Origin of the sequence: Maribacter orientalis, from assembly GCF_900109345.1 — a bacterium.
Lineage (GTDB): Bacteria > Bacteroidota > Bacteroidia > Flavobacteriales > Flavobacteriaceae > Maribacter > Maribacter orientalis.
The window spans coordinates 89,548-114,284 of sequence record NZ_FNZN01000006.1 but is presented as its reverse complement, the minus strand read 5'-3'; the positions used below and the strand labels follow the sequence as shown (position 1 = coordinate 114,284).

Below are 24,737 nucleotides of genomic sequence, written 5' to 3'. Positions count from 1 at the left end.
ATCAAAACATGAAAAAACCAATTTTTTTCGCCCTATTAGTCCTCATAATAAGTTCATGCGGTGAAACCAAAAATGAAGAATCACAAGCCGAATTATTTGCAAGGATAGATTCTGAAATTAAAACTAACTCAAAAGGCTATAGTACGTTAAAGGAAGCCACCGAAACCATCGGCCATAGATTAACAGGGTCAACGAATGGTGCAAAAGCTGAAGAATACACGTATAATATATTTAAAGAATACGGCTTTGAAGATGTAGCCTACCAGACTTTCGAAGTAGAAGCATGGGCTAGAGGCGATGTTTCCTTACAAATAAATGACGAAGATATTAAGGTTGTTACCCTAGGCCATTCTCCTATAGAAGCGAATGTAACAGGAGAAATTGTAGATATGGGCAATGGCTTAGAAGCAGACTATGCTGCCAACCCAGATGCAGTTAAGGGAAAAATTGCCTTAGCTTATATCAGCATTTTACCTGAAAGTGCAGAAGGTTTGACCAATCTTCACCGTAGTGAAAAGACAGCCTTAGCAATAAAATATGGCGCCATTGGTATCATAATCGTTAATCAAGTGGATAACGGAGTTCTTTTAACCGGCACAGCCTCTGTAACCGGAGAGTTAATTCCAATTCCTGCAGTTTGTATTGGTAAAGAAGACGGCATGGCATTAAAAGAATCATTAATAACTAAAAAAGTCATTGCTAAAATAGCAATGACCAATACAAGCAATGTTATTAAAGCTCGAAATGTTGTAGCTACATTAGCTGGCACTACAATTCCAGAAGAGCAAATTGTTCTTGGCGGCCATTTAGATTCTTGGGATCTAGCAACAGGTGCCATCGATAACGGCATTGGTTCTTTTGCAGTTATTGATATTGCAAGAGCATTTAAAGCAAATAATCTTCATCCTAAACGTACCGTAAAATTTGTAATGTTTATGGGAGAAGAGCAAGGTCTTCTTGGTAGCAAGTTTTTGGTAGAGCAAGCGATTAAAAATAATACCATTGACAACATTAAATACATGATGAATTTAGATATGTCTGGTAACCCGATAGGTATGAACGCAGGCGGTAAATTAGAAGATGAGAGATTTTTTATGGATTTAGGCGCAGCTATTCAGCAACAAGATACCATCTATCAAAATACATTTTCTAACAAATCTGGTCTGCATAGCGACCACCAACCTTTTATGTTAGAAGGCGTTCCGATTTTATCTGTAAATAGTAATCTAGACAGGTCTATTTATGGTTGCTATCATTCAGATTGTGATGATTTCAATTTAGTAAACGAAGGTCATATGACAAACACAGCTCGTTTTGGTACGATGATGTTGTATTCTTTGGCAAATGTTGACAAATTACCTGCAACTAAAATGGACAGCGAGACTACGAAAGAATTCATGATCAAAAATAATTTAAAGGAGAAATTGATTATAGGTAACGACTGGAAATGGGAGGAATAAATTTCATAGAACTCGTTAAAAGAAAATTGTTTAAGCAGGGTATTGTTCCTATAATGCTCTGCTTTTCTTTTTTAACAGGATGCTCACAACATTCGAAAGAAACCACTGTTGATTATTTTGAATTAGTTCGCCCTCAATTTACTGGACAATTAGCCTATGAAACCACAGATTTTGTGGAAGACTATTGGCGTGTAGTTGGCAATACGGGATTTGACAAAACAATCTATCTCATTGCCGATACCTTAAAAGCTGCTGGCTATGTCATAGAAGAAGAAGCTACTATTTCTGACCGGCTAATCTATCGTATTGAAAAACGGACAATGAACTATGACACTTGGGAACCTGTTTCAGCCTCATTACAAATTTTTGGTGAGAAAAAGCCTTTATTGAAGTCTGAAACAAATAGAAACATGACCTATTTGAATTCGGCCTCAACATCAAAAAGTGGTATAAAAGCAGAAGTAATTTGGATAAAATCTATTGATCAATTAGAAACAGGCTCAGTAATTGGAAAAGTGATTTTTACAGAAATGAGTGCACGAAGTTTATCAAAGATAGCTATTGAAAAAGGTGCCTTAGGTATCATTTCATATGACAATCCTGGATATTTACAACCAGAAAAAAACAACACCTCCATTCAATTTAGAAGTTTGCCCGCTGAAGATGCTTCTGAATTTTGGGGTATCGCACTTTCCTTCAAGGCAAAAGAAAGATTAATAGAGCATTTACAAAAAGGAAAGACCGAGGTAATGGTAAACATCCAAACCAAAAGATACCCATCTGAAGAACTTACTATTGTGGCAACTATTAAAGGAGCAAAAAATGCTGACGAACGACTTGTATTTAGCGCACACATTCAAGAACCTGGGGCAAATGATAATGCTACTGGTGTAGGTGCTCAATTAGAAATGGCGAAAGTAGTAGCAAAATTATTTCAGGAACATAAAATTGAACTTGACCGCAGTATGACTTTTTTATGGGGAGATGAAATAATTTCTACACGCAGATATATAGAAGAAGACCCCCAACGAGCTAAAGGTATAAAATGGGGTATAAGTTTAGATATGGTCGGTGAAAATACAGCTATTACCGGAGGTACTTTTTTAATTGAAAAAATGCCCGACCCTAGTGCGATTTGGACAAGAGGTGCTGATAAACATACCGAATGGGGCGGCGAGGTTTTATCGTTAGAGGATTTGAAACCACATTACCTCAACGATTTTATACTATCAAATTTTAAAGAACAAGGTGAATTTGCAAATTGGAAGGTAGAAACGAATCCCTTCGAAGGCGGTAGTGATCACACGCCATTTTTACAGGCCAATATTCCCGGGCTTTTACTTTGGCACTTTACGGATCAATTTTACCATACGGATAATGACCGTATGGATAAAGTTTCACAAGAAACATTGAAAAATGTAGGTACTGCGGCTTTAGTCAGCGGATTGAAATTGGTGAATGCAGATGCGATTTTCGCAATAGAACTAGTGTCAATTTTAAAAGAACAAGCCTTACTTCGTTTGTCGAACGAATTTGAACTGAGTAAAAAAGCAATTGATGCTGGAGGACGTTTATCCAATGAAATAGAAATTTTAAAAGCTTGGGAAATTTGGCATATAGATGCTATAGAGTCAATAAATGATGTAATCCACACTTCGGATAGCGCTACAACAGATGATATAAAGAAAGCACAGACCGAAATTGAATCAAAATCAAAAAGCCTAATTGAATCATTGACTAAAATCACAAAGCAGTAGTAAATCCTAAAATTGGCAAGGGAAAAAACTAATCCTTAACTTACCTTCAGCATTATCAAAAAAATAAAAATGAAACACTTCTACCTTCTACTACTCACTAGTATTTCAATTGCAACGGCCCAAGTACAACCAACAGCATCAGAAAAAGTTGATGAATCATTAATGGCAAAAAAAGCCATGGATGCCAATTCAATAATCAAAAATTTAGCGTTAAAAAATATTGGTCCGTCAGTAATGAGTGGTCGTGTAGTAGACTTGGCCGTTAATAAAGATAATCCAACAGAATATTATGTCGCCTATGCCTCAGGTGGATTATGGTATACCAATAATAATGGAACAACTTTTACCCCTATAATGGATGACACCCAAACTCAAAACATCGGTGATATTGCGGTACATTGGCCGAGTGAAACTATATGGGTTGGCACAGGAGAGAACAATGCTTCTCGTTCTTCCTATGCCGGGATCGGAATTTTAAAATCTACCGATAAGGGTAAGACCTGGAAGAACACAGGCCTACTAGATTCGCATCATATTGGTCGTATTGTGGTAAATCCTGATAATGCCAATGAGGTTACTGTTGGAGTTGCAGGGCACTTATACTCACCAAATAAAGAAAGAGGTGTTTATAAAACCATAGATGGTGGAAAAACGTGGAAAAACACCTTGTTCATTGATGAAAACACAGGTATTATAGATGTTGCCGTTTCTCCGAATAACTTCAATATTCAATACGCAGCAGCTTGGCAAAAAGACAGAAAAGCGTGGGATTTTATTGGGAATGGTGAAGGTTCTGGTATTTATAAAAGTACCGATGCAGGTGTTACTTGGGAAAAGATTTCAACTCCATCAAGCGGATTTCCTACAGGTGAAGGCGTTGGTAGAATAGGTTTGGCAGTGTTTGATGATAATACGGTTTATGCTGTTCATGACAATCAATTCAGGAGAAAGCAATCTGAAGAAAATAAAGACAAACAAGAAGGCTTAACAAAAGATGATTTTAAATCTTTATCAAAAGAGCAATTTCTTGACCTAAATGATAAGGAGTTGAATGATTTTCTAAAGACCAATAATTTTCAAGAAAAATATCGCGCCGCTAATGTAAAACAAATGGTGCGTAGCAATGCGGTTAAACCTGTAGACCTTGCCCTTTATTTAGAGGATGCAAATTCTATGATTTTTGATACTCTTGTAATTGGTGCCGAGGTTTACCGTAGTGATAATGGTGGCACCAGTTGGGTAAAACAGAACAATGACTATATCGATGACCTATTTTATAGCTATGGCTATTATTTTGCGCAAATTAGTGTGGATCCTAAAAATGTAGATGCCATTTATTTATCTGGTGTACCCATAATAGCTTCAAAAGATGGGGGTAAAACTTATAAATCGATTAATGGTGACAATGTGCATTCTGATCATCACGCTTTATGGGTCGACCCTAATTTACCAGGGCATCTAATAAACGGAAATGATGGTGGGGTAAATACTAGTTATGATGATGGGGAGAATTGGATTAAGAACAATTCACCAATAGTAGCTCAGTTTTATGCGATAGCCGTAGATAATCAAAAACCATACAATATTTATGGCGGTTTACAAGATAATGGCGTATGGATGGGGCCACATAATGCCGTGGAAAATACAGAATGGCACCAAACAGGACAATACCCATGGAAATCGATTTTAGGAGGTGACGGTATGCAAGTACAAATTGATTCTCGAAACCCGAATACAGTATATACCGGGTTTCAATTTGGTAATTATTTTAGATTAGATTTAGAGAATGACAAAAGAGTTTACATTCAACCTAAGCATGAATTAGGAGAAGCCCCATACCGTTTTAATTGGCAATCCCCTATTCAATTATCTCCACATAATCAAGATATATTATATATGGGAAGCAACAAATTACATCGTTCTTTAAACCAAGGTGATACTTGGGAAACCATTTCTCCTGATTTAACTCAAGGCGGTAAAAAAGGAAATGTTGCTTTTGGCACCTTGGCTACAATTTCTGAATCTCCATTCAAATTTGGATTGATATATACTGGAAGCGATGATGGTCTTATTCAACGTACTGACAATGGTGGCGGAAGTTGGGAAGTAATTTCTAAAAATCTACCACAAAATTTATGGGTAAGTAGAGTTATCGCATCAATGTTTAATAAAAATAGAGTTTATGCCACCTTAAATGGCTACCGCTCAGACGATTTTACTCCTTATATCTATGTAAGTGAAGACAAAGGAGCATCTTGGAAGAACATTTCCGCCAACATACCTGCATCTCCTGTTAACGTAATTATAGAAGATACAGAAAATGAAAATATGCTATACGTAGGCACTGATAATGGATTATATGTGTCTTTGAATAACGGAAACTCTTGGGAATCGTTTAACAATGGAATGCCTTATGTTGCCGTTCATGATTTAGTAATTCAGAAAGAAGCAAGGCATTTATTAATTGGCACACATGGTAGAAGTATTTACAAGGCCGATATTGCTCAATTACAAAATTTGACTCCCGAAATATTGAAGAAGGAATTGTATGTATATCCCTTAGAAAATATTAAGCATTCAGCACGATGGGGGAATTCATGGAGCTCTTGGTCAAAACCAAGTACTCCAGGCTTGGATATAACTTTTTATTCTAACAGAGATGAGGTTTACCAAGCCAAAATAAAATCATCTGATGATATTTTAGTTAGTGAGACCGATATTGTGTCTGACAAAGGAATCAACATTCTATCATATGATTTGGCATTTTCCAAAATTGGAAAATTAAACTACCTTAAAAAACATAAGACAGAATTAAAGACAGCAGATGATGGAAAGACCTATCTGCCGAAAGGTTCTTATTCTGTACAATTAATAGGAAACGGAAAAACGGAACTTGTCACTTTTGAAATTGAATAACTACTATGAAAATAGTTAATTGGAATGAATTACCAGAATTAGGTGTTAGCCATAATCCTGAGATAAAAAAAAGAACATTAATTGGCTATAATGAAATACCTCAATTAATGATGTACGGTACAGCCGTATTAAAACCTGGCCAAGAAGTCGAGATACATAAACATGAGACCATGTTTGAAGTTTTTCATATTCAGTCCGGTAAGGCCATTTTCACCATTTCAGACAAAGCATATGAAGTAGGCCCAGGACATTGCATCACTATAGAACCTGGAGAATTACATGCACAACGAAATCCGTTCAATATAGATGTCAGCTGGACCTATTTTGGTATTGCTACAGATTAAAATCCTTCATCAAAAACATATGGAACTTACTTTAGGAATACCTGCCTTACTATTCCCCGCAATTTCTTTGACCATGTTAGCCTATAATGCTAGATACCTAGCCATTGCAGCTTTAATTCGTCAATTGCATCAAAAATATCAAGAAACAGCTTTGCCGTCTATTGGCTTGCAAGTTCAAAAATTACGCAAAAGACTTACTATAATAAAAAACATGCAGGCAACTGCAATATTCAGTTTTTTACTAGCTGTAATTACAATGGCACTCTTATTTTTTGAATATGTAATTTTCGCGAAAATAGTATTTGGCATTAGTCTATTTGCTTTAATCATTTCATTAGTTTTAAGTTTAATTGAAGTTCAACTTTCAACCAAAGCCTTATCAATTCAATTAAAGGATATGGAAAAATGAAGCGTATAAAAGAGCTTGAGTTAATTAATCAAATAAGAGAGATAAGGGAATTTGATTTTAGTGTTTTCTTTTTTTTCAAAAAAGGAATATGATATCCGAAATGAATAAAGGAGTTCTTTTCAGATGGGAAAACGCTTCGAAAGTTGTTACCGCAGCTGAAAACATATATGGGTTAGAAATTCTAATAATCTATATTGACAACCGAATAAATAACCATTATGAGTACCATCCAAGTGGCTAAAGTTTTATCAAAACAGACATAAAATGGCGTTTTATGGCATGGTAGGGCAAACCACTGGAAATAGGGCAAGTTTACTCTTAGAACGATTTTTCTTAAAAATTCTAGAATGCAATTCAAAAATTTAGATGAAGGCATGCTTTGGGCCATAAAAAAATCACAGTTAAAAACTTATCAATTATCACATTAGATTTTTGTTCAAGATTTTTAATCCTATTGGTGGATTAAACATATAAATCTTCAACAGTATAAAATTGATTCTTAAAATGAATCTAAATAGATATACTAAAGCCCATTAAAACTTGTTAATAACTAGCGTGTGATGTAAATTCGCGTATAAAATTAACAACTAATGAGCGGATTTTTTAAATCTTCGATTGGTAGAAAGTATGCAATGGCTCTTTCTGCTTTCTTTTTAATGTTTTTTCTTCTTCAGCATTTTGCAATTAATATTTTATCGGTTTTCAGTCCTAATGCGTTCAATGAAGCTTCGCATTTTATGGGTACTTTTTGGGCCGTACAATACCTTTTGCAACCTGTTTTAATCTTTGGAGTTATTTATCACTTTGTGATGGGTTTCATTCTAGAAATTAAAAACAGAAATGCTAGAGCAGTGAATTACGCTAAAAACAATGGTTCTGCTAATTCTAGCTGGATGAGTAGAAACATGATTTACAGCGGATTGGCAATTTTGGCCTTTTTAGTGCTGCATTTTATTGATTTCTGGTTGCCAGAAATCAATACCAAATATATTCAAGGCGATATGTCTGGATTGTTGGGAGACGGTGAGGGTTTTCGTTACTACGAAGAACTGACCCATAAATTTGTGAATCCGATTAGGGTTGCTGCTTATGTATTAGCCTTTGTGTTTTTATCATTACACCTTATGCACGGATTCAGTTCTGCTTTTCAGTCTGCCGGGGTTACATCAATGAGAAAGAAAAAGCTTCAAACTTTTGGTAAGGTTTATGGTATCATAATTCCGTTAGGCTTTATTTTCATTGCCCTTTTTCATCATTTTAATCATTAATACCTTTTACTTATGTCTGTATTAGACTCAAAAGTACCTAAAGGTCCATTGAAAACGAAGTGGACCGATTATAAGAACCATATTGATTTGGTAAACCCTGCCAATAAACGAAACATTGATGTTATCGTTGTTGGTACAGGATTAGCTGGTGGTTCTGCTGCGGCTACCTTGGCAGAATTAGGGTATAACGTTAAAACGTTTTGTTACCAAGATTCACCAAGAAGAGCGCATTCTATTGCAGCGCAAGGTGGTATCAATGCTGCTAAAAACTATCAAGGCGATGGTGACTCTATTTACCGTTTATTTTATGATACGGTAAAAGGTGGTGATTACCGCTCTAGAGAGGCTAACGTTTATCGTTTGGCAGAAGTATCTGGTAACATTATTGATCAGTGTGTTGCCCAAGGTGTGCCCTTTGCACGTGATTATGGTGGGCTATTAGACAACCGTTCATTCGGTGGTGTTTTAGTTTCTCGTACATTTTATGCGAAAGGCCAAACAGGACAACAACTTTTATTAGGCGCATATTCAGCAATGAATAGACAAATTGCTCGTGGTAAAATTACCCCGTTCAACCGTCATGAAATGCTAGATGTTGTAAAAGTAAATGGCAAGGCTCGTGGAATAATAGCTCGTAACTTAGTTACCGGTGAAATTGAGCGTCATTCTGCACATGCCGTAGTTATCGCTTCTGGCGGATACGGAAATGTTTATTTCCTTTCAACAAACGCAATGGGATCGAATGTTACGGCATCCTGGAAAATACATAAAAAAGGCGCATTTTTTGCAAATCCTTGTTACACTCAGATTCACCCAACGTGTATTCCTCGTTCTGGTGATTACCAATCTAAACTTACCCTAATGTCAGAATCGTTACGTAACGATGGTCGTATTTGGGTGCCTAAGAATATGGAAGATGTAATGGCAATTCGTGAAGGCAAGAAAAAACCGACTGATTTGTCTGAAGACGAAAGAGATTATTACCTAGAAAGAAGATACCCTGCATTTGGTAACTTAGTACCACGTGATGTTGCGTCAAGAGCAGCAAAAGAACGTTGTGATGCCGGTTATGGTGTTAATGCTACTGGAGAAGCTGTTTATTTAGATTTTGCTTCCTCGATACAACGCTATGGTATAGAGCAAGCTAAAATTCATAACATTGAAAACGCATCAAAAGAAAAAATATATGAATTAGGTGCCGCTATCGTTAAAGCGAAATACGGAAACCTTTTTCAGATGTACGAGAAAATTGTAGATCAAGATCCATACAAAACACCAATGATGATTTATCCAGCGGTTCACTATACCATGGGTGGTGTTTGGGTAGATTACAATTTGATGACTACAATACCTGGTTGCTATGCTATTGGTGAAGCGAATTTCTCAGATCATGGTGCGAACCGATTAGGAGCCTCTGCTTTAATGCAAGGTTTGGCTGATGGCTATTTTGTATTACCGTATACAATTGGTGATTATTTATCACATGACATTAGAACTGGAAAAATACCAACAGACACTCCAGAATTTGATGCTGCAGAAAAAGAAGTAACCGATAGAATTGAATTCTTCATTAATAATAAAGGAGAGCATTCTGTGGATTACTACCATAAGAAGTTAGGCAAGATTATGTGGGATAAATGTGGTATGTCACGTAATGCAGAAGGTCTTAAAACAGCAATTGACGAAATATCGGCACTTAGAAAAGATTTTTGGAAAAATGTAAATGTTCCAGGAACAACAACAGAATACAATGAACAATTAGCTAAAGCCGGTAGAGTTGCAGATTTCTTAGAGTTGGGAGAACTATTCGCTAAAGATGCATTGGTAAGGGAAGAATCTGCTGGAGGTCACTTTAGAGAAGAACACCAAACCAAAGATGGTGAAGCAAAAAGACTTAAAGAGTTTCAATTTGTTTCAGCATGGGAATACAAAGGAGAACCAAAAGATGCAGTCTTGCATAAAGAAGAATTGGTTTACGAAAATATAGAAGTTAAAGAAAGAAGTTATAAATAAAGAAGGTATCATGAACTTAACACTTAAAATTTGGCGTCAATCAGATGCGAACGACAAGGGTAAAATGGTCGATTACAAAGTGACAGAAATATCTGAACACATGTCCTTTTTAGAAATGATGGATGTTCTTAACGAACAACTTATTAATAAAGGTGAAGAGCCAGTTGCTTTTGATCATGATTGCCGAGAAGGTATTTGTGGCATGTGCTCAATGTTTATAAATGGTGAAGCTCACGGCCCCGATAGAGGTGTAACCACTTGTCAATTGCACATGCGTATGTTCAAAGATGGTGACACCATTACTATTGAACCATTTAGAGCAAAAGCCTTTCCTGTTATAAAAGATTTAGTAGTTGATAGAAGTTCTTTTGATCGTATACAGCAAGCAGGTGGTTATATTTCTGTAAATACTTCAGGAAATACTCAAGATGCCAACGGAACACTTATTTCTAAGCACGCAGCTGATGAAGCAATGGATGCTGCTACCTGTATTGGTTGTGGTGCTTGTGTTGCGAGTTGTAAAAATGCCTCTGCAATGTTATTCGTTGGTGCTAAAGTTTCACAATATGCTTTATTACCACAAGGCCAAATTGAAGCCGTAGACCGTGTTAAAAATATGGTCGCACAAATGGATTTAGAAGGTTTTGGTAACTGTACCAATACAGGAGCTTGCGAAATTGAATGCCCAAAAGGCATATCCTTAGAAAATATAGCTCGTATGAACCGCGAGTATTTAAGTGCCAATGTAAAAGGATAAGCTCCATTACTAATAAAAATAAAAAATCCCATGTCGAAAGGCTTGGGATTTTTTTATTTTTATTACATGCCAGAAGATTATAAAGAAGAACGCATAAAAGTGCCACGATTTAATGAAGAATCTGGTTTCTACACTACGCCACAGCGCTCAAAAATTATGAGCAAAATACGCGGGAAAAATACCAAACCAGAACTAGCCTTTCGTAAAGCACTATATGCTGCAGGTTATCGATATCGAATAGATTTTAAAAAGTTAATAGGCAAACCTGATATTGCATTGCCAAAATATAAAACTGTCATCTTTATCGATGGAGAATATTGGCATGGCAAAAATTGGGAAGAAAGAAAACCTAAAATAAAAACCAATAGAGAATTTTGGATTGCGAAAATTGAACGTAATATACAACGCGATCAAGAGGTGAATTTAGAACTAGACAGACTAGGCTATACTGTTTTTAGATTTTGGGAAACAGAAGTTAAAAAAAATCTAGATGATTGTTTGTCACAGACCCTTGAACATTTAAATACTGTTCAAATGAGCACAGAATGAATTTTATAAAGTTCATTTAATAAATGTTTAACCCTTATCAATCCTTATTTAATAGGCCTTTAACGGAATAAGGATTGTATGATTTGTAATTTAGTGTAAAACAAAATTATTAATCTTAAAAACTAAATATATGAAGAGGATAGCAATATTAGCTACTAATGGATTTGAAGAAAGTGAATTAAAATCTCCTAAAGAAGCAATGGAAAAAGAAGGATTTACAGTTGATATTGTAAGTCTTAAACGTGGTGAGATAAAAGCATGGGCTGACGGAAATTGGTCAAACACCTATAAAGTAGATAAAACGGTAAATGAAGTAAAGGCTGAAGATTACAATGCACTGGTTCTACCAGGAGGTGTAATTAATCCAGACTTGCTTAGAAGGGAAGAAAACGTCTTAAATTTTGTTCGAGATTTCTTTAAGATGAAAAAACCAGTAGCCGCAATTTGTCACGCACCATGGACCTTAATTAGTGCAGGAGTGGTAAAAGGAAGAAAAATGACATCTTTTAATTCGATAAAGGATGATTTGATAAATGCTGGTGCTAATTGGGTAGACCAAGAAGTTGTAGTGGACCAAGGATTTGTAACCAGTAGGAATCCTGGCGATTTACAAGCATTTAATTCTAAATTGATTGAAGAGATAAAAGAAGGTAAACATGAAATGCAACACGCATAATTCATTTTAACGGAATTGAGAAGCCCAACCAAATGGTTGGGCTTTTTTTATAGCATTCTTCTAAATTCATATATTTACTACTATGGATTATAGACCTCTTTTAAATGCCTCAAAATTACCAGATGTAAAGACTACAATTTTTACATCAGTGGGAAATCTTGCCAGAGAACATAACGCTATTGACCTCTCTCAAGGGTTTCCAAATTTCGAAGCAGATGAAGAATTAAAATCGTTAGTAACCAAAGCCATGCATGAAGGTCATAATCAATATGCTCCCATGCAAGGTTATTATGGTTTAAGGGAACAGATATCTGAGAAAATAGAATCGCTTCACAATCGTAGGTATCACCCTGAAAAAGAAATAACAATTACAGTAGGTGCCACAGAAGCTATTTTTACCGCCATAACAACCTTTGTTGGTAAAGGTGACGAAGTAATGGTCATAAAACCTGCATATGACTGTTATGAGCCCGCAATCATAGTTAATGGAGGAAAACCTATCTATGTTCAATTAGATGCGCCTGATTATAAAATGGATTGGACTGCATTTCAGGGTAAAATTACCGATAAGACCAAAATGGTGATAATAAACACCCCACATAATCCTAGCGGTATGATTTTATCTAAATGGGATATGGAACAATTAGAAGCTATTTTAAAACCTACCAATATCATTCTTTTAAGTGATGAGGTATATGAACATATCATTTTTGATAAGCAAACTCATGAAAGTGCCTCAAGATTTACAGATTTGGCGAAACGAAGTTTTATATGTGCCTCTTTTGGGAAAACATTTCACGTAACCGGTTGGAAGGTTGGTTATTGCGTAGCCCCAGCTGCATTAATGGCTGAATTTAGGAAAGTGCATCAATTTGCCGTATTCTGTGTAGACCATCCGGTACAACATGCATTAGCTACATATTTAAAACACCCATCACACTATCTTGAGTTGATCAATTTTTACCAAGAAAAAAGAGATTTCTTTTTAAACGGCATAAAATCGTCCAAATTTAAATTCAAACCCACACAGGGTACTTACTTTCAATTATTAGATTATTCCCTTATTTCAATGGAAGAAGACGAAATTATTGGAAAGCGCTTAATTACTCAGAATAGCTTAGCCTCTATACCTATTTCCTCTTTTAACGTCAATAATAGAAATGATTATATGCTGAGATTCTGTTTTGCAAAAAAGCAAGAAACTTTAGAGCAAGCAATTGAGATTCTTTGTTCACTATAGCGGTTTACTTTAAAGCAGCGTTTACTTTCGTCATAAATTCCCCAATTTTATTCGGTTCTAACCAACGGGTAACTACTACTAAATCGTTCTCTTTATCAATAACAATAAAGTTACCACCAAATCCGGCTGCATAGTAAATATTCTCAGAAAGACCTTCCCAGTGTCTGTCTCCTTTTTTATTTAACCACCACATGTAACCGTAATTAGGGTTCGGAGTTGAAGGCGTGGTCGCCTTTTTAATCCACGATGATGATATCAATTGGTCATTCTTCCATTTTCCATTATTTAAAAATAGCAGTCCAAAACGAGCCATATCTTCTGCGCTAATAAATATACCAGCACCTGAATGACCGCCACCAGTAACAGATTTCATTTGTAGCCCATCAATTTCTGTCCAAGCATGGTCATATCCATACCAGCGCCATGTAGAAGAAGCTCCTATTTTATCCATTATTTTCTCTTTAAGAACCATTGGCATAGGTTTACGCCAAAGATGAGTAAGAGAATAAGCTAACACATTTACACGAACGTCATTATATTCCATAACAGTACCTGGCTCTTTTGGTGTTGCAAGTTTCCAATCATCTCTATCACCTTCACTAGGTGGTCTATCGGCCCAATCTTTCCCACCCCATAATTCACCTGACCATGCAGAATTCTGCTGTAACAAATGCTCCCATGTAATTTTAGAATTATGTGCGCCCTTAAAAGTATCATCCCATATATAATCACCAACCCTATCATTAGTATTCAAAAGTAAACCTGCGTCTTCTGCAAGGCCAGCTATGGTACTTAAAAAACTTTTGGTTACACTAAAGGTCATATCAACTCGTTTAGTTTCTCCCCAAAGTGCAACTATATATCCATTTTTAAGAATCAAACCCGCTGGGCCACCACGTTTTTTGGTCGGACCTAAAATTTGATGAAATGGTTCCTTTTCAAAACCTTTTAAAATTGCAATTCTTAAATCACGTGAACCTGAATATTCGTTTGCTTCAGCAAATTCTATGGCTTCCTTTAATGGAGCATCCTTAATCTTAAATACCTTTGGCGATTTTTGCTCCCATGCTGTATTTGCCCCTGGAAAGTAATAATCTTGCGCATTTAGATTTAAAAAACCAATAAGTGTAAAGAGGGCAAAGTAATGTAGTTTCATTGCTGTTTGTATTTTGCTACAAGGTACCTAAATCGAAACGCATTAACCAATCTGTTTGCTCATCTAAACCAATAAAATAGGGATGAGTGTCAAATTTTTTAAATCCTTGGCGTTCATAAAATTTTATAGCTCGTTTATTCTCTTCCCAAACCCCCAACCAGAGCATTTTCTTGTTTCTTTTTAAAGCGATACTTTTTATGTACATAAGAAATTGTTCCCCTAATCCACTATTCTGATATTTAGCAAGTATATATATTCGTTCAAGCTCAATACTATTATCTTGTTTAATATCTGTTTGTGCAATCCCAACGTTAAGTTTAAAATAACCTACTATTTCGTTATTGGAAAGAGCGAAAAAAAAGTCGCTATTTGGATTTAATAATTCTTCCTTTATTCGCTCTAATGCAAAAGCATTTTCAATATAATTTTTGAAATCATTAGGATTATTATCCTTCTCAAAGGCAGTGACGAAAGTTTGTTCAGAAATTTGTCGCAATTGCTGAAGATCAGTAAGAGAACATTTGGTATAAGTAAGTTCCATACTACTAAAATAAAAAAAGGAGCAAATATCTTTGCTCCTAATTGGGGAAAAAATACAAAATGGTTGATTTGGTATTTTGACCATTTATAGTATTACTTTTAATTGCAATTTAATTGATAGTGTGTATGTTTCAATTGCGACTTTTTTCTACTGTTTTGCGGCGAATATTTTACCTTCCATTCTTAATAGAATAGTACCGTCTTCAGTTTCTTTCATTTCAATAAAATCAAAGGGAAAATCAGTACCTGGGTAGCTAATCATATAAATATCATTATTTACACTCCATTTAAAATCCGTCAAATAAACTACTTGTCCATTTTTATATCCATGAAAACGACCTAAATAAACATCATTAAATATCCATTCTTCATTATCAACAACCAATTTATTGGTATTAGTTGCGGTTTTTACTGTATGCTTCCAAATACCAATAATGGGGTCATTATTTTCTTCAATTTTTGAACAAGAGGTAATTAGTACCAACAGAACGAGGCAATTTAATACATACTTCATTTTAGGTTAAGTTTCAAAAGCGATTTGGGATTCACTCTTTATTACATTTCAAATATATGTAGTCTTTTTCTTACAAAATAATATTTGTGGTAAAAATAACCATACCTGTTGTGAACATCTTAGGTTGCATAGTAAATATATTTATATCCCTATTAAAACACTAGTAGTTCATATTAACATTAAGCAATCAAAACACCAAAATTTAGCATAAAAAAAGAGCGACTTTTCTAAGTCGCTCTTTTGTAATTGTTTAAAAAGTAATTTATATCATAAACAACTTTTTTGTAAGTCTTAAAAATCCGCTAAAAAAATCATTGCGATAAACTTGAACTTTTTCTTCAGCTGCGATGTGATTAAATTGAGAATTCATTTCGGTTAAGTAATTAAAAGGTTAAATGGGTTTTACGTTCTAAATATACACTCATTTATCTCTTTTTAAGAAATTAATGTTGTGTATACTGCTCTACATGTTGTGAATAAAATGAAATGCTTGTTTTATCAACAAACAGTATGGAATTAAACATTTTTCATTTCTGGCACATCACCATTAACAAGTAACGCACCTTCGGTAGCTTCTATTATCTCTTCTACTGTTACCCCTGGCGCCCTTTCTAAAAGTAAAAAGCCCTTATTTGTAACTTCTAGAACCGCCAAATTGGTAACAATTTTCTTGACACAGCCAACACCAGTTAGCGGTAAACTACATTTTTTTAATAGTTTAGATTCCCCGGCCCTATTGGTGTGCATCATAGCAACGATTATATTCTCTGCTGAAGCCACCAAGTCCATAGCACCACCCATTCCTTTAACCATTTTTCCTGGTATCTTCCAATTAGCGATATCACCATTCTCCGAAACCTCCATTGCACCTAGTATAGTAAGGTCAACATGTTTACCTCTGATCATAGCAAAACTAGTTACAGAGTCAAAAAATGAAGCACCTGGTAAAGCTGTAATAGTTTGCTTACCCGCATTGATCAAATCTGCATCTTCCTCACCATCAAATGGAAAAGGACCCATACCAAGAATACCATTTTCGCTTTGAAATTCAACACTAATATCATCACGTACATAATTAGCTACCAAAGTTGGTATACCTATACCAAGGTTTACATAATAGCCATCTTCCACTTCTTGTGCAATTCTTTTTGCAATTCCGTTTTTGTCTAACATGTTCTTATTTTTGACGTACCGTTCTTTGTTCTATTCTTTTCTCGTAATCTTTACCTTGAAAAATTCGTTGAACGAAAATTCCTGGAATATGTATTTGATTAGGATCTAATTCACCTACGGGAACCAACTCCTCAACTTCAGCAACTGTTATTGTGGCAGCGCCGCACATACAAGGATTAAAGTTTCTTGCAGTACCCTTAAATATTAGATTACCCGCAGCATCACCTTTCCAAGCTTTTACAAAAGCAAAATCTGCTTTAAATGCTTCCTCTAATATGTACATTTTACCATTAAATTCACGTACTTCCTTGCCTTGAGCAACTTCTGTTCCATATCCAGCAGGTGTGAAAAATGCTGGAAAACCTGCTTGTGCTGCCCTACATTTTTCAGCAAGTGTACCTTGTGGTGTTAACTCCACCTCTAATTCCCCACTAAGCATTTGTCGTTCAAATTCATCATTTTCACCAACATACGAAGACACCATTTTTTTAATTTGATGTTTCTGCAACAATAATCCCAAGCCAAAATCATCTACTCCTGCATTATTAGAAATACAAGTAATATCATTTACACCCAGTTTTACCAATTCGCTTATTGCATTTTCTGGTATACCACATAGACCAAAACCGCCTAGCATAAAGGTCATTCCATCCTGTACTCCAACTAATGCATCAGTTACGTTTGCTACTGTTTTACGTATCATTTCTTATAAAATTATCTTGTCACTAAAATACCGAATTAAAATGGATTAAATAAAAAAGGTCTTGGCATAAACCAAGACCTTTTTTATTTAATTAAGAATTTGAATTAAAAATCCAAATCATCTAAATCATCTTCAATATCCTTATCTTCTTTGATATCGGATGCGAATTTATCGCAATCTATTTCGATTGACATATCATCAGGTATTTCAAAGTCGTCCTTTGAAATACCAAGTTCAGGATCAGCATAATTCTTTTTCATATAAAGGCCCCAGATAGGTAATGCCATAGAAGCTCCTTGACCGTAAGTGATACTTTTAAAATGAACTGCCCTTTCTTCACCACCGACCCAAACACCGGTTACTAAATTTGGAACCATACCCATAAACCAACCATCACTATTATTCTGTGTAGTACCGGTCTTACCTGCTATAGGGTTCGTTAATTCATATGGGTACCCGGTAATGATTTCATCATATTCCTTTCTATATTTATTAGCACCTGTTGTACGTAAACGAGTACCTGAACCGCCCTGTGTAACACCTTTCAATAAATCAACAATAGCATAAGAAACATCTTTACTCAATACATCTTTAGTCTCTGGCACATACTCATAAAGCACGGTACCATCTTTATTCTCAATACGAGTTACCATCACCGGTTTTACATAAACACCCTGATTGGCAAAAGCACCATATGCACCTACCATTTCATAGACATTCACATCTAACGTACCCAAAGCAATTGAAGGCACCTCAAGGATATCTCCGGTAAGCCCTAAATTACGAACCATACTTACCACAGATTTTGGACCTACCTCATCTATTAACTGAGCGGTAACTGTATTCACTGAATTTGCCAAAGCTCTTTTTAAGGTATAACTAGTTCCTGAATATTTTAAATCAGAATTTCTAGGACACCATGGTTCTACGTTACCATGCTTCCCAGCTTCAATACAATACTGGGTATCTGGTCTTGTTTCACAAGGCGATAAACGTAATTGGTCAATCGCGGCAGCATAAACAAAAGGCTTAAATGTAGAACCTGCCTGTCTTGCTCCTTGAATAACATTATCATATTGAAAATGCTTGTAATTTATTCCCCCAACCCAAGCCTTAACATGACCTGTTTGTGGCTCCATAGACATCATAGCCGTTCTTAAAAAAGCTTTATAATACCGGATGGAGTCCATTGGGGTAAGGATAGTATCTTTCTCTTTGGTAGGGCTTTTCCAGTCAAAAACCGTCATTTCGGTTTTTTTAGTAAACGATTCTCGAATTTCTTTTTCAGACTTACCTTGATCATTCATGATACGCCATCTTTCCGAAGTTTTCATAGCACGCTCCATTATACTATTGGTTTCCTCTGGAGTAATGTCTAAAAATGGTGCTGTTGGATTTCTATCTGGAGTATTTTGATGAAAAAATTCTGCTTGTAACTTCGTCATGTGTTCATTAACCGACTCCTCTGCATTCGCTTGCATTTTAGAATCAATGGTCGTGTAAATTTTCAGTCCATCTAAATACAAGTTATAACGATCGCGATCACCTTCCATTACTGGTTTAGGATTTTTATCAATCCAATCTTTCATAAAGCGATGCAGATACATTCTAAAGTATGTTGCTAAACCTTCTCTATGGCTTTCCGGATTATAATTAATATCCATTTTCATAGCCTGAAGTGAATCTTTTTCTGCTTCGGTAATATAATCGTACTTAGCCATTTGGCCAAGAACAACATTTCTTTTGTTAAGTGTAAGTTCTTCTCGTCTTAATGGATTGAACAATGAAGAGTTCTGTAGCATCCCAACTAGCATAGCGGATTCTTCAACCTTTAAATCTTTTGGTTCTTTGCCAAAATATATACGCGCCGCAGATCGTATACCATCGGCATTATTTCCAAAATCATAAATATTCAAATACATACTTATGATCTCTTCTTTGGTATAACTACGCTCTAATCGTATAGCCAATACCCATTCCTTTAATTTTTGTTTAATAGCATCAAACTTGCTTCGAGAACGAACGCCCACAAATAATTGTCTTGCCAATTGCTGAGAAATGGTACTAGCTCCACCCTTGCTCCCTAAATAAGCAAAAGCTCTTAGAGTTCCTCTAGCATCAATACCAGAATGATCCATAAAACGAATATCCTCACTTGCAATTAGTGTATTCACTAAATTTTCCGGCAAATCTTCAAATTTTATATCGGTACGGTTATCATCTAGATAAAACTTACCCAATAAATTACCGTCAGAAGAAATAATCTGAGATGCTAAGTTGGTCTGTGGATTTTCTAAATATTCATAAGGAGGAAGCTCCCCGAACAGTCCCCAAGAGGCAGATAAAAATATTAAAGCCACAAAGGCTATGCCTGACAAGAATAAAATCCAAAACCACTTTATGAATTTGGAAAAACTATTTGTTGTACTCTTCTTTTCCGCTTTTGCCATAACTTACGGGTTACTTTTAATTACTTCAATACCTACATCGGTAATACCTTCTAGACCAATAATTCCAGAAACATTACCGTTTTTGCGCATCGCTTGTGAAACCTCAATAGTATATACGCCAGAAGACGAAAAAACGATGTTTTCCTTATACCATAATTTATTTTCCTTAAGACTCCCACTACCTTTGCCAAGCCAAGTGCCATCTGGTAAAGACATTGCATATTCTAATGTATCTTTCGTTACTTCGCCCTCAGGTGTAGTTAGGGATGCGATTATGAATAAATTACTAAACGGAAAAGTGTTATCATTTCTAACATTGATAAATATATCATGCCCTTCTAGAGTATCCATTTCGGATAAAGTAAACTCAAGCACGTTATCTTTATTCCAAACACCATCTTTTATAGAACGGTATTCCGATTTAATAATATTGGTATTACAGGAAGCAAAGAGCATAACTGCTAAATAACAACATGATAAACTACGCATTGTTTTGATTTCTTTTTCGATTTCTGTTCTTGTTCTTATTTTGGTTTCGATTCCTGTTTTTATTCTTGTTCTTGTTTCCACCACCTTTAGGTCTGTCAAAACGAGTAAGGCTATCTTGACCAACTACATTTTCAAAAACTACCTTTTCTTCTACATCCAATTCAATCGCATACATTTCTAAGCTAGGGACTTTCTCTTTCTTTTTATTTTTCTCTAAAATCTCATTTACCTGATCTTTTGATAAAACATGCCAGTTACCTGGATCTTCTTTGTAAGAAAACCAGAGCATCTCTTTGAAAATATCGGTTTTTTGACAAAAAGCTAAACCCTTATCTGTTAATAATTTAGTGTCTTGCGAAGGAAAGTCTTTTAAGGCGTCTAAATAAACATCAAGCTCATAATTTAAACAGCACTTTAATTTACCACACTGCCCTGCCAATTTTTGTGGATTCAGAGACAGCTGTTGGTAACGTGCTGCAGAAGTACTTACCGATCTAAAATCTGTAAGCCAAGTAGAACAACATAATTCTCTACCACACGAACCAATACCGCCCAATCGTTGTGCTTCTTGACGATACCCAATTTGACGCATTTCGATACGAATACCAAATGCCTTTGCCATATCTTTTATTAACTGTCTGAAATCTACACGTTCATCTGCAGTATAATAGAAGGTTGCTTTTGAGCCATCTCCTTGAAATTCAACATCAGAAATCTTCATTTGAAGTTTTAAGATAATAGCAATTTCACGTGCGCGCTTTTTTATTTCCTCTTCTCTATCTCTACATTTCTGCCAAATATCGATATCTTTTTGACTGGCTTTACGATACACTTTTGGTGCGTCGGGAGCATTAATCGCTTCCTTCTTTCGCTTCATTTGTACGCGAACCAACTCACCTGTTAAGGTAACCATACCTATATCATGACCAGACACAGCTTGAGTGGCGACAATATCACCAATGGAAAGTGAAAGATTTTCTGTGTTTTGGAAAAATTCTTTTCTACTGTTTTTAAATCGTACCTCAACAAAATCAAAAGGCCGTTCCCCATTAGGGAGCGACATGTTGGAAAGCCAATCAAAAACTGTTAATTTATTGCAACCATCTGTACCGCAAGTACCGTTGTTCTTGCATCCCTTTGGTTGTCCATCCTTACCGGTAGAACAACTACTACAACCCATATTATATATATTGATTTGGTCGAATTTTTTAAAATTCACCAAAAAAGGTTCATAAAAAACTTATAGGTAAAGATACAGTTTTTTTAATGTGAAATAAAAGGCAAGTTAGTAGTATCGATTTTCTGTATTCAACAACTAGTGGTCGATAAACCGTGTCTTATAGAATCAAAATAGTGGAAAATCTCTACTTATTTTCAATAAAATTTCAGGCTTTCCATAGTACTAGCCTTGAATAATAACTTTATTTCTTAAACTTCAAAACCTCTGAGCGGCCTTTCTTAAAAATTTTATTACTCACAACTTTGCCTTTTCTTAGGGCCTTTTGCTCTTCAAAAGGTAATTCATGAACCTCTTTACAAGCATTAGAACAGCAATCGTTCATTTTTTCAGCGCATGACTTACACTGAATAAATAAGAGATGACATGCTTCATTAGCGCAATTTACATGTTCATCACAAGCTTCTCCACATTGATGGCAATTTGATATTACATCATCGCTGATTCGCTCTCCCCTTCTATGGTCAAATACAAAATTTTTACCTCTGAACTTATTTTCTAGATTTTTATTCTCGACCTGTCTTGCATATTCAATAATACCACCTTCAAGCTGATAAACTTGCTCGAAACCTTTATGCTTATAATAAGCACTTGCTTTTTCGCATCGAATACCACCTGTACAATACATGACCAGTTTTTTATCTTTCTTGTGATCCGCTAAATCTCGTTCAATAATGTCTAACGAATCACGAAATGTATCTACATCTGGGGTTACAGCATTTTTGAAATGCCCTATTTCACTTTCGTAGTGGTTTCTCATGTCGACCAAAACAGTATCTGGGTCTTCGATAAGTTCATTGAACCTTTCTGCATCTACATGAATCCCTTTATTGGTAACATCAAAACTATTGTCATTAAGGCCATCTGCTACAATCTTATTTCGAACCTTTACTTTAAGCTTCAAGAATGATAGATTGTCTTGCTCAATCGCAATGTTGAGACGAACATTTTCTAAAAATGAAATGCTATCTAAATGCTCTTTAAAAATATTGAAATTTTCAGCAGGTACTGATAATTGAGCGTTTATGCCTTCTTGAGCGACATAAATTCGGCCAAGAACATCCATTTCATTCCAATGTATAAATAAATGATTTCTGAATAAGTCGGTATTACCGATGTGTGCATAGGTATAGAAAGATATAGTAAGACGCTCCTTACCAGCTTCTTCAATTAAAGCTGCTCTTTCTATTGCACTTAGTGTATTGTACAGTTGCATGCTATACCAATAGTTTTAAGTTATAGAAAAAATTAAATGGCAAAAGTAATGATAAAATAGAAAAAATGAGCCTACTTTACTAAGCTTAACCACTTGAAAACAAAAAAGAGCCTTGAAAAATCAAGGCTCTTTATCGACTATTCCATTCTTTTCTTTTTCATAGCATTCTTTCGAAACACAGAAAGGGAAATAGCCACCAATGTTCGTTGTCACTAAAAACAACGAAGTATAACCAATTAAGCAACTTACATTTTTTATAAGATTGCAATTACTTAAAATGGTTGCGTAATACGATTCAATATTATTCAAATCAAAAAAGAATTGGTAATTTAGCTTTCCAAAAAAATTAAAAATGAGTTCGGAAAAAGAAGCAAAATTAAAAGCATTAAAATTGACCCTTGACAAAATGGATAAGACCTATGGTAAGGGTGCTGTCATGAAAATGGGTGATAAGGTTGTTGCCGATGTTGAAGTGATTCCTTCTGGCTCATTAGGATTAGATATTGCATTAGGGGTTGGTGGTTATCCTAGAGGTAGGGTTGTTGAAATCTACGGTCCCGAATCTTCTGGTAAAACCACATTGACACTTCATGCCATTGCTGAAGCCCAAAAAAAAGGTGGTATCGCAGCCTTTATTGATGCAGAACATGCTTTCGATCGTTTTTATGCTCAAAAATTGGGTGTTGATATAGATAATTTGATTATTTCTCAACCAGATAATGGTGAGCAAGGATTAGAGATAGCAGATAATTTAATTCGTTCAGGAGCAATAGATATTGTCGTTATTGATTCTGTTGCCGCATTGACCCCGAAAAGTGAAATAGAAGGAGAAATGGGGGATTCTAAAATGGGTCTTCATGCTCGTTTAATGTCTCAGGCACTAAGAAAACTTACAGGGTCAATTAGTAAAACAAATTGTACCGTTATTTTCATTAACCAATTGCGTGAGAAAATTGGTGTTATGTTCGGTAACCCTGAAACAACAACTGGTGGTAATGCCCTTAAATTCTATGCATCAGTTCGTTTAGATATAAGAAGATCTACTCAAATAAAAGATACAGACGGCAACGTACAAGGAAACAAGACTCGAGTAAAGGTTGTTAAAAACAAGGTGGCTCCACCATTCCGTACCACTGAATTTGACATCATGTACGGTGAAGGAATTTCAAAAGTTGGTGAGGTTATCGATCTTGGTGTAGAATATGAAATTATAAAGAAGAGCGGTTCATGGTTTAGTTATGGTGACACAAAACTTGGTCAAGGTCGTGACGCCGTTAAGAGTCTTTTGTTAGACAATCCTGAACTTTTTGAAGAATTGGATGGTAAGATACGAGAGGCAATTAATGCGCTGAACGCTAAATAAAGTTTTATTTAGTTAAACATAGTTACCTTCTACGCAACCATTGCGCCCAACTTTCATCTTATAAACAAATTATTGTTCAATGAGAAAAAAGTTAATATTGTTGGCGATTGCTATGACTTTCATAAACAATGGTTGCTCGATAGAAGATGATGACGTCAATTTTCATTTCACTTCATTGGAAATTGTTGGAGCAGAATTACCAGAATCCTTTGATTATAATCAGACCTATGAGATTTTGGTAAACTATATTAAACCCGATAGTTGTACTAACTATGAAGGTTTTGATGTTGTCAAAGATTCCTTGACGGTTAGAAATGTTGTTGCTATTGGATCCGTACGAACAGATACAGATGATTGTACCGAAGAATCAATTGAACAAACAGCATCATTTAACTTTAAAGTAATTTACACCGACCCTTACACTTTTAGGTTTTATACAGGCGATAATAGTGAAGGAGAAGCTCAATATTTAGAAATAGTCGTACCAGTAAACGAACCTTAATATAA

22 protein-coding genes are annotated in these 24,737 nt (G+C 35.4%); 13 read left to right on the top strand and 9 right to left on the bottom strand.

What is annotated here, in order from left to right; all coding sequences use genetic code 11:
* Positions 1-8: 8 nt before the first annotated feature.
* From BMY56_RS13675 to BMY56_RS13625, 11 genes are all read left to right on the top strand, one after another.
* A complete protein-coding gene (locus BMY56_RS13675) occupies positions 9-1,460 on the top strand; it encodes a M20/M25/M40 family metallo-hydrolase (RefSeq protein ID WP_091625324.1) in 1,452 nt (483 codons plus the stop codon).
* Positions 1,448-3,217 (top strand): M28 family peptidase, encoded by a 1,770-nt coding sequence (locus BMY56_RS13670; protein ID WP_245737226.1) that lies wholly within the window; start codon positions 1,448-1,450, stop codon positions 3,215-3,217. The genes BMY56_RS13675 and BMY56_RS13670 overlap by 13 nt, the downstream gene beginning before the upstream one ends.
* 69 nt (positions 3,218-3,286) lie before the next feature.
* Complete coding sequence (locus tag BMY56_RS13665; protein WP_091625322.1) at positions 3,287-6,133, top strand: VPS10 domain-containing protein; 2,847 nt, start codon at positions 3,287-3,289, stop codon at positions 6,131-6,133.
* Positions 6,134-6,138: 5 nt separating this feature from the next.
* Entirely contained in the window at positions 6,139-6,477 is a 339-nt protein-coding gene (locus BMY56_RS13660; RefSeq protein WP_091625319.1) for a cupin domain-containing protein, read from the top strand.
* 19 nt (positions 6,478-6,496) lie between these two features.
* A complete protein-coding gene (locus tag BMY56_RS13655) occupies positions 6,497-6,886 on the top strand; it encodes a DUF2721 domain-containing protein (RefSeq protein WP_091625317.1) in 390 nt (129 codons plus the stop codon).
* Positions 6,887-7,476: 590 nt separating this feature from the next.
* Positions 7,477-8,154, top strand: coding sequence for a succinate dehydrogenase cytochrome b subunit (locus tag BMY56_RS13650; RefSeq protein ID WP_091625314.1), 678 nt, complete (start codon positions 7,477-7,479; stop codon positions 8,152-8,154).
* Positions 8,155-8,166: 12 nt separating this feature from the next.
* Positions 8,167-10,167, top strand: coding sequence for a fumarate reductase/succinate dehydrogenase flavoprotein subunit (locus BMY56_RS13645; RefSeq protein WP_091625311.1), 2,001 nt, complete (start codon positions 8,167-8,169; stop codon positions 10,165-10,167).
* A 10-nt stretch (positions 10,168-10,177) separates the two neighbouring features.
* Positions 10,178-10,924 carry a succinate dehydrogenase/fumarate reductase iron-sulfur subunit gene (locus BMY56_RS13640; protein ID WP_091625308.1) on the top strand — a complete coding sequence of 249 codons (747 nt, stop codon included), beginning with the start codon at positions 10,178-10,180 and terminating at the stop codon, positions 10,922-10,924.
* 30 nt (positions 10,925-10,954) lie between these two features.
* Positions 10,955-11,473, top strand: coding sequence for a very short patch repair endonuclease (locus tag BMY56_RS13635; protein ID WP_317040629.1), 519 nt, complete (start codon positions 10,955-10,957; stop codon positions 11,471-11,473).
* 130 nt (positions 11,474-11,603) lie between these two features.
* A complete protein-coding gene (locus tag BMY56_RS13630) occupies positions 11,604-12,149 on the top strand; it encodes a type 1 glutamine amidotransferase domain-containing protein (RefSeq protein WP_091625303.1) in 546 nt (181 codons plus the stop codon).
* Between the two features lie 82 nt (positions 12,150-12,231).
* On the top strand, positions 12,232-13,389 hold the full coding sequence (locus BMY56_RS13625) for a methionine aminotransferase (protein ID WP_091625301.1): 1,158 nt from the start codon (positions 12,232-12,234) through the stop codon (positions 13,387-13,389).
* Between the two features lie 4 nt (positions 13,390-13,393).
* Here the strand turns inward: BMY56_RS13625 and BMY56_RS13620 are convergent, their stop codons facing one another.
* The 9 genes from BMY56_RS13620 to trhO all read right to left on the bottom strand — a co-directional run bounded on the left by BMY56_RS13620 (position 13,394) and on the right by trhO (position 22,867).
* The gene (locus BMY56_RS13620) at positions 13,394-14,545 is read right to left on the bottom strand and encodes a serine hydrolase domain-containing protein (protein WP_091625298.1); all 1,152 of its coding nucleotides are present in this window, start codon (positions 14,543-14,545) and stop codon (positions 13,394-13,396) included.
* Between the two features lie 16 nt (positions 14,546-14,561).
* Positions 14,562-15,086, bottom strand: a complete 525-nt coding sequence (locus BMY56_RS13615) for a GNAT family N-acetyltransferase (RefSeq protein WP_091625295.1) — start codon at positions 15,084-15,086, stop codon at positions 14,562-14,564.
* 147 nt (positions 15,087-15,233) lie between these two features.
* Positions 15,234-15,599, bottom strand: coding sequence for a hypothetical protein (locus tag BMY56_RS13610; RefSeq protein WP_091625293.1), 366 nt, complete (start codon positions 15,597-15,599; stop codon positions 15,234-15,236).
* Positions 15,600-16,115: 516 nt separating this feature from the next.
* Complete coding sequence (locus tag BMY56_RS13605) at positions 16,116-16,772, bottom strand: CoA transferase subunit B (RefSeq protein ID WP_091625290.1); 657 nt, start codon at positions 16,770-16,772, stop codon at positions 16,116-16,118.
* 4 nt (positions 16,773-16,776) lie between these two features.
* Positions 16,777-17,475, bottom strand: coding sequence for a CoA transferase subunit A (locus tag BMY56_RS13600; protein ID WP_091625285.1), 699 nt, complete (start codon positions 17,473-17,475; stop codon positions 16,777-16,779).
* A 104-nt stretch (positions 17,476-17,579) separates the two neighbouring features.
* Positions 17,580-19,925, bottom strand: coding sequence for a penicillin-binding protein 1A (locus tag BMY56_RS13595; RefSeq protein ID WP_091625282.1), 2,346 nt, complete (start codon positions 19,923-19,925; stop codon positions 17,580-17,582).
* Positions 19,926-19,928: 3 nt separating this feature from the next.
* On the bottom strand, positions 19,929-20,414 hold the full coding sequence (locus tag BMY56_RS13590; protein WP_091625524.1) for a gliding motility lipoprotein GldH: 486 nt from the start codon (positions 20,412-20,414) through the stop codon (positions 19,929-19,931).
* On the bottom strand, positions 20,407-21,594 hold the full coding sequence (locus tag BMY56_RS13585; RefSeq protein WP_091625280.1) for a PSP1 domain-containing protein: 1,188 nt from the start codon (positions 21,592-21,594) through the stop codon (positions 20,407-20,409). Before BMY56_RS13585 ends, BMY56_RS13590 begins: the two co-directional genes overlap by 8 nt.
* Before the next feature lie 241 nt (positions 21,595-21,835).
* Positions 21,836-22,867 (bottom strand): oxygen-dependent tRNA uridine(34) hydroxylase TrhO, encoded by a 1,032-nt coding sequence (trhO, locus tag BMY56_RS13580; RefSeq protein ID WP_091625277.1) that lies wholly within the window; start codon positions 22,865-22,867, stop codon positions 21,836-21,838.
* Between the two features lie 352 nt (positions 22,868-23,219).
* Here trhO and recA point away from each other — a divergent pair, with 352 nt between their 5' ends.
* Both recA and BMY56_RS13570 read left to right on the top strand, forming a co-directional pair.
* A complete protein-coding gene (recA, locus tag BMY56_RS13575; RefSeq protein WP_091625274.1) occupies positions 23,220-24,230 on the top strand; it encodes a recombinase RecA in 1,011 nt (336 codons plus the stop codon).
* Between the two features lie 79 nt (positions 24,231-24,309).
* Complete coding sequence (locus BMY56_RS13570) at positions 24,310-24,732, top strand: hypothetical protein (protein WP_091625272.1); 423 nt, start codon at positions 24,310-24,312, stop codon at positions 24,730-24,732.
* Positions 24,733-24,737: the final 5 nt, after the last annotated feature.